Origin of the sequence: Pseudoalteromonas arctica A 37-1-2, from assembly GCF_000238395.3 — a bacterium.
Taxonomy (GTDB): domain Bacteria; phylum Pseudomonadota; class Gammaproteobacteria; order Enterobacterales; family Alteromonadaceae; genus Pseudoalteromonas; species Pseudoalteromonas arctica.
In genome coordinates, this window is record NZ_CP011025.1 from 2,842,942 (window position 1) to 2,859,671 (window position 16,730).

The window sequence follows — 16,730 nt, forward strand, 5'->3', positions numbered from 1 at the left end:
AGCTATTAGTTAGAAAAATCTAACTTTAAACTCAGCACCTACGTAACGTTCTTCGTTAACAATACCCGTATTGTTATTAAAGTCTACAGCTCCAATAACTTGTTGCTCGTCAAATAAGTTACGAACAAAAGCGGCTACTTCGTATTCGTAATCGCCTTCAGACCATGTGTAACCTGTACGCAAACCTGTTTCAATAAGCTCTTTACCTTCAAACTCTACTGATTCGTAAAGGAACATATTGATTTTACTACGATAAGAAATATCACCGCTTGCGAAGAAGTTACCATCGGCAAGTTCTTTAGTGTAGCGAAGCGTAAAGTTAGAGATCCACTCAGGAGCATGCGGTAAGCTATTACCATCAAGAAATACTTTACCGTCTACTACAGGGTCTGTAATATTTAACGTTGGACGATTAGGAGCTGCAATACTTAGATTGCTATCTTTGATTTCAGTTTTATTGTAGCTTAAGTTAAATGTAGCATTAAATTCGTCACTTAATACCCACTGCGAGTCTAGTTCAAAACCATAGCCTGTTGTTTTATCAGCATTAAGCAAGCGGTTAAAGTTAGCACCACCACCAACAGCGGTAAGTTGCTGGTCATCCATTGTGTAGTAAAACACAGTGGCATTAACACGGCCTTGCCCGTCTAGCACGTCTGATTTAATACCAGTTTCGTAAGAAGTGATTGTTTCTGATTCAGCAGTCGTTACATCATTACCAAACAAAATACGACCTTGTAAACTCGGTGCGCGGAAGCTGTTAGCTACGCGGCCGTACCAGTTAATATCGTCGTTAACTTTATAGTTTGCTGATAAATCCCAGCTAATATGATCATCGCTCACATTTTGTTTAACAGGTGGTAACGGACCGGCACCAATTGGGCTTATAGTACGGTAAGCTACAAAATCTTTATCATCGTCAGAGTAACGAAGACCTGCGGTTACTTTTAAATCATCTGTAAAGGTATAATCTACTGAGCCAAATACAGCCCAAGCAGTTGTATCTTGTTGCTGACGAACATAACCATTTAAAACACCATTATTTGAAGTGTCATAACTAAAGTTTTCAATTGTTAGCTCTTCATCAAAGTAAAATACACCTACTTGATAATTTAAATCACCATCAAAGTTACTAGATAAACGTAGCTCTTGCGTTAACTGGTCGTGATCTGGAATGCCATCCGCACTTTCATTAAAAAATGGAATAGAATCAGGCCCCATAGCAACAGGAACATCATCTATTGAAAAGCCGCCGTAGCCACCATCGATATCGGCACGCGAATATATTTCAGCACTTTCCCATGCGGAGATAGACGTGATTGTGTGGTTTTTAAGTTCCCACTCAAGCTTTAAGCTTGCACCTTCCGATTCTACTTGTTGAGTAGAACGAGATGCTGCATCTTGATAAACAATATCGTTTTCAAAGTTGTCTACAAGCTCATTAGTACCTGGTTTAATTACGTTTGCACGAAAGGCAATAGGCGAGCCATCTAAATCACGTGTGTGATAGTTTAATAAAGCAGTAAAATCATCGCCTTCATATAAAAACTGAACACGTGCCGCTTTTTCAGTGTAACCACCTTGCTCGTCTTTAGCTTCAAAGCCTGGAGCTTGGTTATCAATGTAATCGTCTTTATCTTGCCATAATAATGAAACACGAGCAGATAAACGGTCAGTTAAAGCACCACCTACAGCACCACTTGTGTCTACAGCGCCACGGCTACCATATGAAACAGAGCCATAACCATCAAATTCTTGGCTTGGTTTAACAGTATCAAACTTAACAAGGCCAGCTGGCGTGTTACGTCCAAATAAAGTTCCCTGTGGTCCACGTAATACTTCTACGCGTTCAACATCAAATACTGGGAAGCCTTTTAAAATTGCATTTTCTTGAACGACTTCATCAACAACAAGTGATACTGGTTGTGATGCATTCAAATCGAAATCGGTATTACCTAAACCACGAACGTAAAAGCGTGGGAATGAACGACCAAATGAAGATTCAATAGATAAACTTGGAATTTTCGCATTTAAAAAACGAATATCCATACCAGCTGAGCTATACGCATCAAGGTTATCACCTTGTAGAGCAGATACTGCTACTGGTACTTCTTGAGCGTTTTCTACACGTTTACGAGCTGTTACTTGAATAACTTCTAGTTGATTACTTTTTTTAGCTGTTTTTTCTTCAGCAGCTAAAGAAGAAAATGAAGTACCTGCTACTGCAGAGAACAACGTTGCATTGATTAGGGTAGCTAACGTAGATCTTTTCATTGCTTTCATGTTGGGTTTAACCTTTTTTGTGCACTCTTGTTCAACGGTTTTTTGTGTTGCGCAATGTATTCATTGCGGGCTCGTTCAATTTTTCGCGACTTGCGTCATGCGCGCGGACCTTATTACCGAGAGTACAAAAACGATGTTATAAGGCTGAACGAACGATTAAGATTATACCATTGTGTGACAATTTTACTGCATAAATATAGACATAATTAGAAACTTTTTTGCAACATTTAACTACAAAATCACGTGTTTTTATCACTATTTAGATGCAAAATTCTAATATTAAGGACATATGTCCTTTATTGAGTTTAATAAAATAGAGTAGGAAGAAGGGATTGTTTTACATGTTAACCTAAAATAGAAACACCTGTGTTTTTATTAAAAGCCGCCCAAGAGCTAACACCGATCAGTTAAGGTATTTTTGATCGGTTGACCGATCTTTTGGTTGCTTCACAATACCCTTATCATCTTTTGATTATGAGGGTATTTTTATGCTTAGTCATTGGTTACTTGATACGGATATATTCGCCACTCCTGACTCTTTATCTACATTTCAGAAACATATCCCTCTTGAGTGGATTTCTAATGTGCTCGAGCAGACCGATAAAGCAAGTATTCGCAAACGTAAGTTACCTGCTGAGCTTGTCGTCTGGCTTATCATTGCAATGGGTCTTTTTCGCGACCGCTCTATTAGTGACGTTGTTGAGAAGTTAGATTTAACACTCACTGATACCCTGGGCGATACGGTTGCTCCAAGTGCTATTCCTCAAGCGAGACAGCGCCTGAGTAGCGACCCCCTCCAAGCCTTATTTCACCTATGTGCGGCCCATTGGACACAAGAAGAAGATGCTGATGATACGTGGTATGGACTCCGGTTATTTTCTGTCGATGGAACGCAATTTCGTGCACCTGATACACCTGCTCTTGCTGAGCACTTTCACTATATTAAGCACAGTAAAAACCGTCATACAGAATATCCTATTGTACGCCTATGCGCCTTAAGCTCCTTGCGTAGCCGGTTGATACACCACGTTGCCTTCGGGCCCAGTTATCAAGGTGAGGTGAACTACGCAAAGCAGTTATTTAGTCATGTAAGTGATAACAGTCTAACTATTTTTGACCGATGTTATCTCAGCGCTGAGCTACTGATTAATTGGCGTAAGCAACACCCACAGTCGCACTGGATGGTCCCGATTAAAAGCAACACGCAATACACCGTCATTGAATCTTACTCTGAGCATGACTTCAAAGTAGAAATGAGTGTATCTGCGCATGCCAGAAAACAAGACCCTTCGCTTCCTGAGTGCTGGCAGGCCAGACTGGTTCTTTATCCTGAGCCAATGGGGCCTGGAAAAATAAAAGGTCTGCTGTGCTCTTTGGATGATAAACAGGCTTTTGGTGCGCAGGCCATTCTTGATGTCTATTTCGAGCGCTGGGAAATTGAAAATAGCTATGGAGAAATAAAACACCAGATGCTTGAGGATAGTATTCTTTTGCGTAGTCAGACTATGGATGGAGTCAATCAAGAGCTATGGGGTATATTGCTAGCCTACAATTTAATTCGAGTAGAGATAAGTCGAATAGCCAAAGAGGCTAAAGTCTCCCCGCTGAGAATTAGTTTTGTCATGGCTTTGCGGGATATACAGGATGAAATACTCTGGTGTGCCATCGCTTCGCCAGGTTCAATTCCAAAGAAATTAAGGGCAATGCGAGAACGAGTGAAACGTTATATTCTTCCAGAAAAAAGAAAACGGCCCAAAAGTAGGACCGTTCGAATTTCAAAAACTCGGTACACCATTAAGTCAAAGCATGCTTAACTGAATGGTGTTAGCCCAAGAGCGACTTTTAATATTTACCATATTTGAACTATGAGCGCTTAAATGCAATTTCACCGTCGATATGAATATCACGCTGCGGAAAAGCAATCACTACATCATGCTTTTCAAATACAGCGTAAATACTAAAACGAATATCACTGCGTACTTTTCTAAGCATGGTTTCAGACTCGGCGCACACCCAAAAAATAGCGTTAAATACGAGCGAGCTATCTGCAAAGTCATCAAATAACACCGATGACTTTGGATTAGCCAATATTGCTTCATGATCATCAAGCACTTGCTGAATAAGCTTTTTAACCAGTATCACGTCTGATCCATACGCAACGCCTACACTGACCGATGAGCGTGCATTGCCATCTATTAGCGTCCAGTTTGTTACTGTATTTTCGAGCAATTGAGAATTAGGAATAAGCATATGTACGCCGTCATTTCGGCGAATACGCGTTGAGCGAGTATTAATTGTTTCTACCACGCCTTTTGCATTGCCTACCTCTAAAAAGTCACCAATACGTATTGGGCGTTCCCACATTAGTATCCAGCCACTAATAAAGTTATTAATAATATTTTGAGCACCAAAGCCTACACCAATGGCTATTGCACCTGAAACAAAAGCAAACGCAGTAAGCGGTATGCTTAATACTTCTAAAGATGTAAAAATTAAAATAGCGATACTTAAAATAAAGTAGATACGTGTAAATAAATGCACGGCATCTTGGCTTAACTTTTTTGCCAATAATGTTTTTGTTATTAGCTTGCCAATACGCGTCACAATAAACCAAATAGCGAAAAGTATTAAAGGCACTTTAATAATTTTTGCTACGGTAATGTGTACATCGCTGTAACTAAATACAACAAAGGCAAGAATTTGGTTTATGTGTTCTAAGGTCATTTATTTTCCAAAACAAGCAAAGGAGCGCTTTAAATTTAAATCGCTATAAAGTGAAAGCGGTTCAGTGTTGGGTAAGTTTAGCAGTCATAATATAACTAAAACGCCAAGTTAATAAGTTCAATATACTTTTTATGAACAATTTATTAACTCTTTATTGCACCGAGTGCTATATAAATAGTGTACAAGCACTGGAGATCACATATGACACAACTTACTTTAAATCAAAGACTCGCTACTTTGCAGCCGCAGGTAGACTTACATTTATTTGAAAGCAGCCTAGATTACCGAAATAAAATTTTGTGCCTTCTTGCAGAACAAGAGCAAACACTGGCATCTATCAACAAAGAGTTTGGCCAACAACAACCTAACAACTTTGGCTCTGAGAGAAAATTTGTACTTGGATATAACTAAGCAATTATGACTCAACGACTTATTAAGTAGCTCAGGTGTTTACTTTTAGAGCTACTTTTACCTCCCTTAAAGCTAAATATTAGCTAATTTGCGTTCAAATCCCCCTTAATACCGATAAACTTTATTGTATAAACGCCAAAATTTGATAAGTTAACTAGGTTTTTCGACTCGCAAAGCCTATTCCGGCTAATCTTTCTATGGAGTTATTATGCGTAAAACCCTGATCGCCACTACTATTGCTAGTGCCTTAATATTATCGGCCTGTTCATCTAACGATACACAAAACATGGCAAAAGAAGGCGCAGCACAAGTGCAAGACATGAACGCAAACAATGTTTTATTTAAGCCAAGCCCATTGCAATATATGGCACCAGAGTTTGATAAATTTGGTACAAAAGACTACGAAGCTGCATTCGATGCAGGTATCGCACAGCACACGGCACAAGTACAAGCCATTGCTAACAACCCTGCTCCAGCAACATTTGAAAACACATTAGTTAAAATGGAATTGTCAGGGGAGCTATTAAATCGCGTATCGGCTGCTTTTTATAACTTATCTGGTTTAATTTCAGATGCTGAATACCAGCGTATTGATGAAAAAATGGCGCCTGTATTATCTGCTCACTCAGATGATATTTACTTAAACGGTGAATTATTTAAGCGCGTACAAACAATTTACGACAATCAAGATAAATTAAACGCAGAAGATAAACGCCTAGTTGATTTTTACTACAAGCAGTTTGTAAAAGCAGGTGCTAAATTAAACGACGCTGAAAAAGCTAAAATGCGTGAAATTAACTCAGAGCTAGCTCAGCTATCTACTGCGTTTTCACAAAACATTTTAAAATCGTTTAAAGAAGACGTTATTGTAGTTACAGATAAAAGTGAATTAGCAGGTCTTTCTGAAGGCGAAATTGCAGGCCTTGCAGCTTCAGCTAAAAAAGCGGGCAAAGACGGCTACATGATCACTTTGGTAAATACAACGCAACAACCAATTTTAAGTAGCCTTGAAAACCGCGACCTACGTGAGCGAATTTTTAAAGCCTCTGCAAACCGTGCAGCAAAAACTAACGGCCCTATTATTATTAAAGAAACCAACCTACGCGCTCAAAAAGCAGAGCTTTTAGGCTACAAAGATTGGGCTTCTTATGTAATGACGTCGCGTATGGCGCAAACAACTGAAAACGTTTACGGCATCCTTGATGACCTAGCACCTAAAGCAGTTGAAAAAGCAAAGATTGAAGCAGCCGCTATTCAAAAAGTGATTAACGATTCAGGCGAAAGCTTTGAGCTTAAACCATGGGATTGGACTTTTTATGCTGAAAAAGTACGTGCAGAAAAGTACAACTTAGACCCAGCACTTGTTAAACCATACTTTGAAATGCAATCGGTTATTCACGATGGCTTATTCTTTGCAATGAACAAACTGTACGGTATTACGTTTAAAGAACGTAAAGATCTTCCTGTTTATCATGAAGATGTAACCGTATACGAAGTATTTAACGCTGATGGCAGCGCTATTGGTTTATTTTACTTAGACCCATATGCACGTGAAGGCAAACGTGGCGGCGCATGGATGAGTGCATACGTTAGCGAAAGCGGCTTAAAAGGCACCAAACCTGTTATTTACAATGCGCAGAACATTCCAAAACCTGCTGCAGGCGAGCCTACGCTAATGACATTTGATGAAGTGTCTACTATGTTCCATGAATTTGGTCATGCTGCTCACGGTTTATTCTCAGATGTTAAATACCCAAGCCTAGCGGGTACTGCAACGGCGCGTGACTTTGTTGAATTTCCGTCACAAGCAAATGAAGATTGGATGATTGAACCAACAGTACTTGCAAACTATGCTAAGCATTACAAAACAGGTGAGCCAATTCCACAAGCTTTACTTGATAAAGTACTTGAATCGCAAAAATTCAACCAAGGCTATGGCACTACTGAATACTTAGCCGCTGCACTACTTGATATGGAATGGCATTCATTTGGTTCTGATAAAAAAGTAGCTGACGTTCAAAAGTTTGAGCAAGACGCGCTAGAAAAACACGGTATTGCTTACTACCCTGTTCCACCACGTTACAAATCAAACTTTTTTAGCCACACATTTGCAGGTGGTTATTCAGCTGGTTACTACGCGTACCTTTGGACTGAAGTGTTTGCAGCAGATGCCTTTGCACATATGGAAAATAACGGCGGCTTAACACGTAAAAATGGTGATAAGTTCCGTAAAGAAATCCTATCAAAAGGTAACAGCCGCGACTTAATGCAAAGCTACATTGAGTTTAGAGGTCAAAAACCAACTACCGACGCACTACTTAAGCGCCGTGGTTTAGTTGAATAGTTAATAACTTAGTTTATTAATTATTGCTTTATAAAAGCCCGCTTGCGGGCTTTTATTGTTTATACATTAATTTATAACAGATAAACTGCTGCCATTAATTATTTAAAGACGACGGCTATGCGGTACTTATTTGCAGTAACTTTACTTTGGGCATTTTCATTTAGTTTAATTGGCGTGTATTTAGCAGGTCAGGTTGATGCATGGTTTAGTGTGTTAATTCGCATAGCACTAGCAACTATCGTATTTTTACCATTTTTAAAGTTTAAACAAACACCTAAACCTTTAGCCTTAAAGCTCATGCTGATTGGCGCTATACAACTTGGTGTTATGTATAGCTTTTACTACCACTCCTTTTTATTTTTAAGCGTCCCCGAAGTACTGTTATTTACCGTAATGACCCCTATTTACATTACTTTATTAAACGACGCGCTTGAAAAAAAATTCAATCCACGGTTTTTTATAGTTGCACTTATTGCTGTTTTTGGCGCAGTTGCAATTCGTTATGAGGACTTAAACAACAACTTTTTAATCGGCTTATTACTCGTACAAGCTGCCAATATTTGTTTTGCAACAGGGCAAGTTACTTACAAACGATTAATGACGAGTAATACTCTTGACGATAAAGCGATATTTGGTTGGTTTTTTATTGGGGCGTTAATTGTTGCTATTGTATGCTACGTTTTATTTGGTGATGCAAGCAAACTCCCAAGTACATCTACCCAGTGGGGCGTGCTTATTTATTTAGGTATTATTGCCTCTGGTCTTGGCTATTTTGCATGGAATAAAGGCGCAACGCTTGTAAATGTAGGTGCCTTGGCAGTTATGAATAACCTTCTCATTCCGGCTGGTATTATTATTAATGTACTTATTTGGAACCGAGACGCTGACATAGTCAGGTTAAGTATTGGAGCTGGCATAATGTTAGGCGCCTTGTTAGTGAATCAAGTTATTAATAAAAAAGTAAATTAATACGTTTGTAGCTAAATTGTCATTAATAATCATTAAGGTAGTACAAATTTACTTTTTAAGGATAAACAATGAAACGTATTACCTTACTTACAAGCTGTATATTGTTAGCCACACTTGCTGGCTGCGACGACGATGTAGAAATAGTAGAAAAAGAAGTGGTTGTTACCAGCACAGAAGTTGAGATTGTTGAAGTGCCTACGCCTATTATTGTAGAGGTACCAAGTGGTGATGCGCCAGATATTCAACTAGGCACTCGTCCTTATTATTTAGTAGATGATATGAGCGACAGCGCTTTAAAAACACAACTAGAATCTTGTAGTGAAGGTCCTTTTTACCGTACCGACTTTTCTATTGGTCATCGCGGTGCATCAATGCAATACCCTGAGCATACTAAAGAAGCTTACATTGCTGCAGCCAGAATGGGCGCAGGCATTGTTGAATGCGATGTTACATTTACAAACGATAAAGAACTAGTATGTCGTCACTCTCAATGCGACTTACACACCACAACTAATATTTTAGCCATTCCTGAGCTTGCAGCTAAATGCAGTGTGCCATTTACACCCGCAGACCCTACTAATGGTATTGCTGCGTCAGCTAAATGCTGTACCAGTGATATAAGCTTAGCGGAATTTTTAACCCTTGAAGGTAAAATGGATGGTGCAAACACCAATGCAACTACCGTTGCCGATTACATGGATGGTACACCAAATTGGCGCACTGATTTATATGCCACCAACGGCACATTAATGACCCATAAACAAAGCATTGCACTGTTTAATGGGATGGGGGTGAAAATGACCCCAGAACTTAAATCGCCACAAGTAAGCATGCCATTTGATGGAATGACGCAAGAGCAATATGCGCAAAAAATGCTAGACGAGTACACACAAATGGGCGTGCCAGCCTCAAAAGTTTATCCGCAATCGTTTAACCTTGAAGACGTAAAATACTGGATTAACACTAACCCTGACTTTGCAGATAACAGCGTATACCTAGATGGTCGCGACAGTGAAGCCGGATTTGATCCAAGTAACCCACAAACATGGCAACCTGGTATGGATGAACTTGTGGCTGACGGCGTTAAAATTTTAGCCCCTCCAATTTGGATGATGCTAACAATAGATAACGAAAATAATATCGTGCCATCACAATACGCAATTGACGCAAAAGCAGCAGGTTTAGAGCTTATTGCATGGAGCCTTGAGCGCTCAGGTCCGCTTAATGAAGGTGGTGGTTATTACTATCAATCAATTGCTGATGTTATAGATAACGATGGCGATATGATGACGGTCGTTGATGTGCTCGCACAAGACGTGGGGGTAATGGCTATATTTTCAGATTGGCCGGCTACCGTAAGTTATTACGCTAGTTGTAATAAAATGCCTGCAAGTATTTAAATACTCGACAACAAAAGTCGTTTATTTTATCGCGCTCAGTTACCATATCATTATATATAATTTTATTTAACTGAGCGCTTTTATGATAATTCAACAACATAACGCAGACTTGCCAACACCTACAGGTTTAATGCGAACAACCATCTATCGCCCTCAGGCGCAAGGGCAATTCCCTGCTATCATTTTTTATTCTGAAATATTTCAGCAAACTGCACCTATTGCACGCAGCGCAGCTATTTTAGCAAGCCATGGCTTTGTGGTATTAGTACCGGAAGTGTTTCACGAGTTAAATACTATGGGCACTGTGCTTGCTTACGACGATGCAGGTAAAGACAAAGGCAATGCCGACAAGTGGGCAAAACCACTTGAGCATCATGATAGCGACACGCAAGCCATGATCGACTTTATAAAGCAGCAACATTACTGCACAGGTACAGTAGGCGCAATGGGCGTATGTATTGGCGGTCACTTAGCTTACAGAGCGGCGCTTAATTCTGAAATTAAAGCGGCTTTTTGCTTATATGCTACCGATATTCACAGCAACACATTACCGGCAAAATCAGGTAATAACTCATTTGAACGCATGGCTGATATACAAGGCGAAATTCACTTTATATGGGGTAAACAAGACCCGCATGTACCAAAGGAAGGCCGTGCTAAAATATACCAGCAATGCGTAAGTACGGATATTAATTACCAATGGCAAGAAGTTAATGCCCAACATGCCTTCATGCGTGATGAAGGTGAGCGATACGATGCAGCCCTTGCAATTAATATGTATCAACAAGCGGTTGCATTATTTAGCCGTACTTTATAAGTGTTTTATAAATGCTTTAAAAGCGAAAATAATTAAACGCTTTTCAGCATACCCAAGGCGGTATGCTGTTTTACAAAATACGCTTTTAAGTAATCAATAAATAACCGTAGCTTTTTAGAACCCGCAGCTCCTGGCGGAAATACCCCGTACAGTTCAATATCTTTGCTTTTATAATCATCTAATATTATTTCAAGTAGCCCAGCTTGTACTTTAGGCCACGCATCGTAAAGCGGAATACGCCCAATTCCATGCCCCGCTTCTACAAAGGCAGTACGTGCAGCTGCGTTATTAGTACTTAAGGCGCCTTGCATTGCAATGTCGTGTTTTTTGCCATCTTTTGAAAGTGTTAACGTTTTACTTCCTAGCTGATAAACCACCCATTGATGATCTGCCAATTCTAAAGGTGTTTTAGGTTTACCAAAATGTGTAAAGTAATCCGGCGCGCCACAAATACAAGTGCTCATCGTAGTCAGCTTGGTTGCTTGCAAGTTGGAGTCACTCAGTGCCACACCCCTAATTGCAAAATCGAACCCATTTTTAATAATATCAACCACATCGTCAGTAAGCTGTAAGTCTATTTTAATTTTAGGGTATTGGCGCTTAAACGTATTTATTGCGGGCACAATTAGCTGCATTCCCACATTCACAGGGCAGCTAATTTTAAGTAAACCTTGTGGCTCACTCTTTATATTTTCTATTTGCTGATTAGCTGCATTAGCTTGTTCGGTAATTATTCTACAACGCTCATAATAAGCAATACCCGCTTCAGTCAGCGCCATTGTGCGAGTTGAGCGATTTAATAAAGTGACTTCAAGCTGGGTTTCTAACTTTTTTAAATGATAACTTGCTACGGCTCGCGTAAGTCCTAACTGTTTAGCGGCAGCGGTTAAGCTGCCCTGCTCTACAATTTGCGCAAATACAACCATGCTCTTTAACTGCTCAAACGACACCTTCATATGTGCTCCGTAACGTGTTTTAAATTCAACCCTTCTATTGTATCAATTATTAAACCAATAAAGTTAAATTTATCATCGTTGTTTAAAGCTCTGTTAGTGCATATAGTAATTGGTAAGCAAGATAAACTAATTTAAATCATCAGAAGGAATATATTCAATGTCTAAAAAAATACTTATGGTTCTTACATCTCACGCAGAACTTGGTAACACTGGCGAAAAAACAGGTTTTTGGGTAGAAGAATTTGCAGCCCCTTATTATGCATTTGTTGATGCAGGCGTTGAAGTAACATTAGCGTCTCCAGCTGGCGGTCAACCACCCATTGATCCGACAAGTACACTTTCTGATTTTCAAACAGATGCAACTAAACGTTACGACGCCGATAGCGCAGCACAAACACTTATGGCAAACACTAAAGTGTTGAGTGAAGTAAAATCTAGCGATTTTGACGCTGTATTTTACCCAGGCGGTCACGGTCCATTATGGGACCTAGTTGACAACACAGATTCAATTTCGCTTATCGAAAGCTTTATTAAAGAGCAAAAGCCTGTTGCTGCGGTATGTCATGCAAGTGCTGCATTTTTAAATGTTAAAGATGCTGATGGCAATGCATTAGTAGCGGGTAAAAAAGTAACTGGTTTTACTAACTCTGAAGAAGCTGCAGTGCAACTTACCGATATCGTGCCATTTTTAGTTGAAGACGAGCTAATTAAAAAAGGTGGCGATTATCAAAAAACTGACGACTGGGGTGTATTAGCACTAGAAGACGGTTTAGTAATTACCGGCCAAAACCCAGCAAGCTCTGAACTAGCTGCAAAAAAACTATTAACTAAATTAGGTTAATAGTGAGTAATAATTAAAATTAAGCACAGCATTTTATGCTGTGCTTTTTTAATTGCTTTTCATTAGCAAATACAATTCCTATACTGGCAACTCTTAAAGTCAATTAGGGCGATTATATGGCAACCAAGCCAACCACACTGTCATTACTAACGAGTACCCGTTTCGCAATATTTAGTATTGTTGTTATTTGCTTCGTACTACAGGTGATCAATAGTCTACCTGGCATAAATCTTAATGGTTTAGGCATATATCCACGCAGTATCCAAGGATTAATTGGCATACTATGCGCACCTTTTTTACATGGTAGCTGGTGGCACTTTGCCAGTAATATGATCCCATTTGTAGTATTAAGCTGGCTAATTTGCCAGTACAGCGTAAAACGTTTTTATAACGTATTTATTTTTACCGCTCTAGTCGGTGGACTCTTAGTTTGGGCATTTGGGCGCAGTAACATACATGTTGGTTTAAGCGGTGTTATATATGGTTTATGGGGCTTTATTCTATGCTACGGCTTAGTAAGACGCTCATTAAAATCAATTATAATTGCAGTTGTAGTGGCTATACTTTATAGCGGTTTTATATGGGGTGTTTTACCTCAGCGCTATCATGTATCGTTTGAAAGCCATTTATTTGGAGCGCTAAGCGGGTTGTTTTTAGGTTATAGATTAGCAAAAGCCGATAAATTAAAAGGTCGGTAAATTAAGTATTAGGGGCTTTAATTAATTTTTTATGGCCACATTTACCATATATGTATTTCATCTAACAGAGGTTATTTATGAGTGATAAAAACGAATACACGCCACCAAAAGTATGGACGTGGGAAAGTGAAAGTGGCGGTAAGTTTGCCAGCATTAACCGCCCAATCGCAGGCGCGACTCATGACAAAACTCTACCTATTGGTGAGCACGCATTTCAGCTTTATTCTCTTGCGACACCTAATGGCCAAAAAGCTACAATCATGTTTGAAGAGCTTTTACAGCTTGGTTGCACCGATGCAGACTATGACGCATATTTAATAAACATAGGTGATGGCGATCAGTTTGGATCTGACTTTGTTGATATTAATCCAAACTCAAAAATCCCAGCGCTAATGGATCATTCAACCACGCCGCCTACTCGCATCTTTGAATCAGGTTCTATTTTACAGTATTTGGCTGAAAAATTTGATGTACTTATACCTAAAGATCTAAAAGCTAAAACAGAGTGTCGTAACTGGCTATTTTGGCAAATGGGCTCAGCGCCTTACTTAGGTGGCGGATTTGGTCATTTTTATAGCTACGCACCAAGTAAAATGCAATACCCTATTGACCGTTTTACCATGGAAACTAAACGCCAGCTTGACGTGTTAAATCGCCATTTAAGCGAAAATGAATACATGGCAGGTGATGAATACTCAATTGCCGATATTGCAATTTGGCCGTGGTACGGATCGTTAGTGCTTGGAGCTTTATATGATGCAGCAGAGTTTTTAGATGTTGCCTCATACACTCACGTTGTACGCTGGGCTACACAAATATCAGAACGCCCTGCTGTAAAACGCGGTCGTCGCGTAAATCGCACATGGGGTCCTGAAGAAGAGCAAATGGCAGAGCGCCATAACGATAGTGATTTCGAAGGTTAAATCTATAGAACAGCAAGTAAAGTCGTTAACACTTTAACCTGCTTGATAATTTTAAGGCTCAAAATAAATATTTATTTTGGGCCTTTTTACTGCGCTAACTTTTTTTTTTGCTTTCATAAACTATATTTATTCCTATACTCAGGATTAGAGCCTAACTAATCGATGTTTAATACGCTTTTGTTCATCTGAAATATCTGGTGTATTTCTTAAACGTTTCTCCATCGCTAGTTGGAGTGACTTTTGTATAAGGTTTTACTTAGTGCCATATAAAAATCTAAATAGTGAAGAACGCAGAGAATCCGTTAAAATTTTATACTCCAATGCCATCTCTGGCATTGCCATTTCGATTGTAGTCAGTTTTATATTAGTGTTTGCTTTTGATTTAAATAACCAGAAAATATCCTACGAAAAAAGTATTTGGCTAAGCATTATGGTTGTCTTATTAGCAGCTCGCGCTATTGATGTAATGTGGTTTTATAAAACCAAAAAGGATAGCCCGTTATTTAATGCTGACACATACTCAAAAAGATTTTCAACCGGGTGTATTTTAACTGCGCTATCGTGGTGTGGGTATGCACTTTGGTTTCATAGCACCTCATCAGCAATAGAAACTACAACTACTATTGCTATTTTATCTGCCTTTGCAGGAGGCTCTGCAAATCTGCTTTCAGGAAGTCGAGTAACCGCTGTACTCTATAGCATTATTTTACTGGCGCCCTACTCTTTTTTATTAACCTTTTCTAACGAAAACTACAACTCTGTCCTCGGTATTTTAGGCCTAGCATTTACTACTATTATGGTGGCTTCATCGTACAAATCAGCCACATTTACACACAGCGCAATAAAGCTCAAAAACCAAAACAGAGAGCTGCTTAACGAAATGGAAAACAAGGTTGAGCAACGCACAGAAGAAATTTACCGTTTATCGAATACCGATCCACTTACAAATCTATTAAACCGAACCGCATTTTTAAAAAATGCAAACAGACAACTAGCAGACAACCCTCAAGAACCCTTTGCTTTATTATTCGTAGATTTAGATGGATTTAAACAAATAAATGATTCGTTGGGTCATAAAGTAGGCGATAAAGTATTAAAAGAAATAGCACGAAGAATTAGTAATGTATGCAATCAACAGCTTTTTAAATGCCGATGGGGCGGGGATGAGTTTTTAATTTTAGCAACGTATCAAAAACAAGCTGAGCTTATCGAGTTTGCAGATAAAGTACTTCAAAGCATTGGTGCCGAGCATGAAACATATAAATATCAAAAATGGGTATCTGCAACTATTGGTATTGCCATGTATCCTGAGCACGGGAGTGATTTTAATACTTTAATTCGCTCTGCTGATACTGCAATGTATCACCAAAAACGCATGGCTAAAGGTAATATCAATATTTATAACGATTCTCTCAAATTAAAACAAGAAAGAGAGTACCTGTTGAGTCAACGCCTAGCCAGTGCCATAGAAGAAAACAGCTTAAGGCTAGTATTTCAACCAATTGTAGAGAGCAAAACATCAAAAGTAACCTCTTTCGAATCATTATTACGCTGGCAACTAGACGGTGAAAATATTTTCCCTGATGAGTTTATAACTATTGCCGAGCAATACGGTTTAATAACCCAAATGGGCCTCTGGGTCATAGAACAAGCATGTATACAAGCAAATAAATTCAACCATTTACCGACAAAAATTGCAGTAAGCGTGAACGTATCGGTAATACAATTACAAGATCCAAATTTTGTAACTAAGGTATTAAAAATAGTAAACAATCACCAAGTAGAGCCTAAAGATCTGCATATAGAAATTACCGAATCAGTATTTGCCGAAGATAAACTCACATTTTTGACAGCCGTGAAAGCACTACAAAAACAAGGCTTTTGTATTTCAATTGATGATTTTGGAACTGGCTACTCATCACTATCAAGCATGCTTGATATTGGTGTAGATATAGTAAAAATAGACAGAAGTTTTATTCAAAATATGGATAAAAGAGGGTTAAGTATTATTCATGCAATTGTACAAATGGCCTCATCTTTAGATTTTACTGTTGTTGCCGAAGGCGTTGAAACTATTGAACAAGCAAACACGCTTACTAATATTGGTGTATCTCACCTGCAAGGTTATTACTTTTCAAAACCGATGGAAGTAGATTTTGTAGATGCTTATTTAAATGAGCAAAATAAGCTGTGCCGTTGATAACTAAAACCCGCTAAAAGCGCTTAACTGCCATATGAGTTTTGCACTACCTTTTTTATTAGGGCTTGTTTATCTTTCGAGGTTAAATTTGCAGCAGGCTGTTTGGTATTTAGGCAATGCAGAGCCTATGTAGTGTGGTTATTAACCATACATAGTTGATAACG

13 protein-coding genes are annotated in these 16,730 nt (G+C 39.0%); 10 read left to right on the forward strand and 3 right to left on the reverse strand.

Annotated features, from left to right (window positions below):
- Nucleotides 1-9: 9 nt before the first annotated feature.
- Entirely contained in the window at nucleotides 10-2,283 is a 2,274-nt protein-coding gene (locus PARC_RS12860) for a TonB-dependent receptor (RefSeq protein WP_010555137.1), read from the reverse strand.
- 488 nt (nucleotides 2,284-2,771) lie between these two features.
- Between PARC_RS12860 and PARC_RS12865 the strand changes: the two genes are divergently transcribed.
- Nucleotides 2,772-4,097 carry an IS4 family transposase gene (locus PARC_RS12865; protein ID WP_096058061.1) on the forward strand — a complete coding sequence of 442 codons (1,326 nt, stop codon included), beginning with the start codon at nucleotides 2,772-2,774 and terminating at the stop codon, nucleotides 4,095-4,097.
- A 49-nt stretch (nucleotides 4,098-4,146) separates the two neighbouring features.
- Here PARC_RS12865 and PARC_RS12870 read toward each other — a convergent pair whose 3' ends face one another.
- A complete protein-coding gene (locus PARC_RS12870) occupies nucleotides 4,147-5,007 on the reverse strand; it encodes a mechanosensitive ion channel family protein (RefSeq protein WP_007581304.1) in 861 nt (286 codons plus the stop codon).
- Nucleotides 5,008-5,208: 201 nt separating this feature from the next.
- On the opposite strand from PARC_RS12870, the gene PARC_RS12875 reads away from it, so the two are divergent.
- From PARC_RS12875 to PARC_RS12895, 5 genes are all read left to right on the forward strand, one after another.
- Entirely contained in the window at nucleotides 5,209-5,418 is a 210-nt protein-coding gene (locus PARC_RS12875) for a hypothetical protein (RefSeq protein WP_010555367.1), read from the forward strand.
- 208 nt (nucleotides 5,419-5,626) lie between these two features.
- Nucleotides 5,627-7,762, forward strand: a complete 2,136-nt coding sequence (locus PARC_RS12880; protein WP_007581300.1) for a M3 family metallopeptidase — start codon at nucleotides 5,627-5,629, stop codon at nucleotides 7,760-7,762.
- A gap of 117 nt (nucleotides 7,763-7,879) precedes the next feature.
- Nucleotides 7,880-8,731, forward strand: a complete 852-nt coding sequence (locus tag PARC_RS12885) for a carboxylate/amino acid/amine transporter (RefSeq protein WP_010555366.1) — start codon at nucleotides 7,880-7,882, stop codon at nucleotides 8,729-8,731.
- Nucleotides 8,732-8,799: 68 nt separating this feature from the next.
- A complete protein-coding gene (locus PARC_RS12890) occupies nucleotides 8,800-10,131 on the forward strand; it encodes a glycerophosphodiester phosphodiesterase family protein (RefSeq protein ID WP_010555365.1) in 1,332 nt (443 codons plus the stop codon).
- 82 nt (nucleotides 10,132-10,213) lie between these two features.
- Nucleotides 10,214-10,948, forward strand: a complete 735-nt coding sequence (locus PARC_RS12895; protein WP_010555364.1) for a dienelactone hydrolase family protein — start codon at nucleotides 10,214-10,216, stop codon at nucleotides 10,946-10,948.
- Nucleotides 10,949-10,980: 32 nt separating this feature from the next.
- Here the strand turns inward: PARC_RS12895 and PARC_RS12900 are convergent, their stop codons facing one another.
- Entirely contained in the window at nucleotides 10,981-11,904 is a 924-nt protein-coding gene (locus PARC_RS12900; RefSeq protein ID WP_010555363.1) for a LysR family transcriptional regulator, read from the reverse strand.
- Between the two features lie 157 nt (nucleotides 11,905-12,061).
- Here PARC_RS12900 and PARC_RS12905 point away from each other — a divergent pair, with 157 nt between their 5' ends.
- The 4 genes from PARC_RS12905 (at nucleotide 12,062) to PARC_RS12920 (ending at nucleotide 16,566) form a co-directional block, all read left to right on the forward strand.
- Nucleotides 12,062-12,745, forward strand: coding sequence for a type 1 glutamine amidotransferase domain-containing protein (locus PARC_RS12905; protein WP_010555362.1), 684 nt, complete (start codon nucleotides 12,062-12,064; stop codon nucleotides 12,743-12,745).
- Nucleotides 12,746-12,861: 116 nt separating this feature from the next.
- Nucleotides 12,862-13,443 (forward strand): rhomboid family intramembrane serine protease, encoded by a 582-nt coding sequence (locus PARC_RS12910; RefSeq protein ID WP_010555361.1) that lies wholly within the window; start codon nucleotides 12,862-12,864, stop codon nucleotides 13,441-13,443.
- 77 nt (nucleotides 13,444-13,520) lie between these two features.
- The gene (gene yghU / locus PARC_RS12915; RefSeq protein ID WP_007581288.1) at nucleotides 13,521-14,366 is read left to right on the forward strand and encodes a glutathione-dependent disulfide-bond oxidoreductase; all 846 of its coding nucleotides are present in this window, start codon (nucleotides 13,521-13,523) and stop codon (nucleotides 14,364-14,366) included.
- 259 nt (nucleotides 14,367-14,625) lie between these two features.
- Entirely contained in the window at nucleotides 14,626-16,566 is a 1,941-nt protein-coding gene (locus tag PARC_RS12920) for a putative bifunctional diguanylate cyclase/phosphodiesterase (protein ID WP_010555360.1), read from the forward strand.
- The last annotated feature ends 164 nt before the right edge of the window (nucleotides 16,567-16,730 follow it).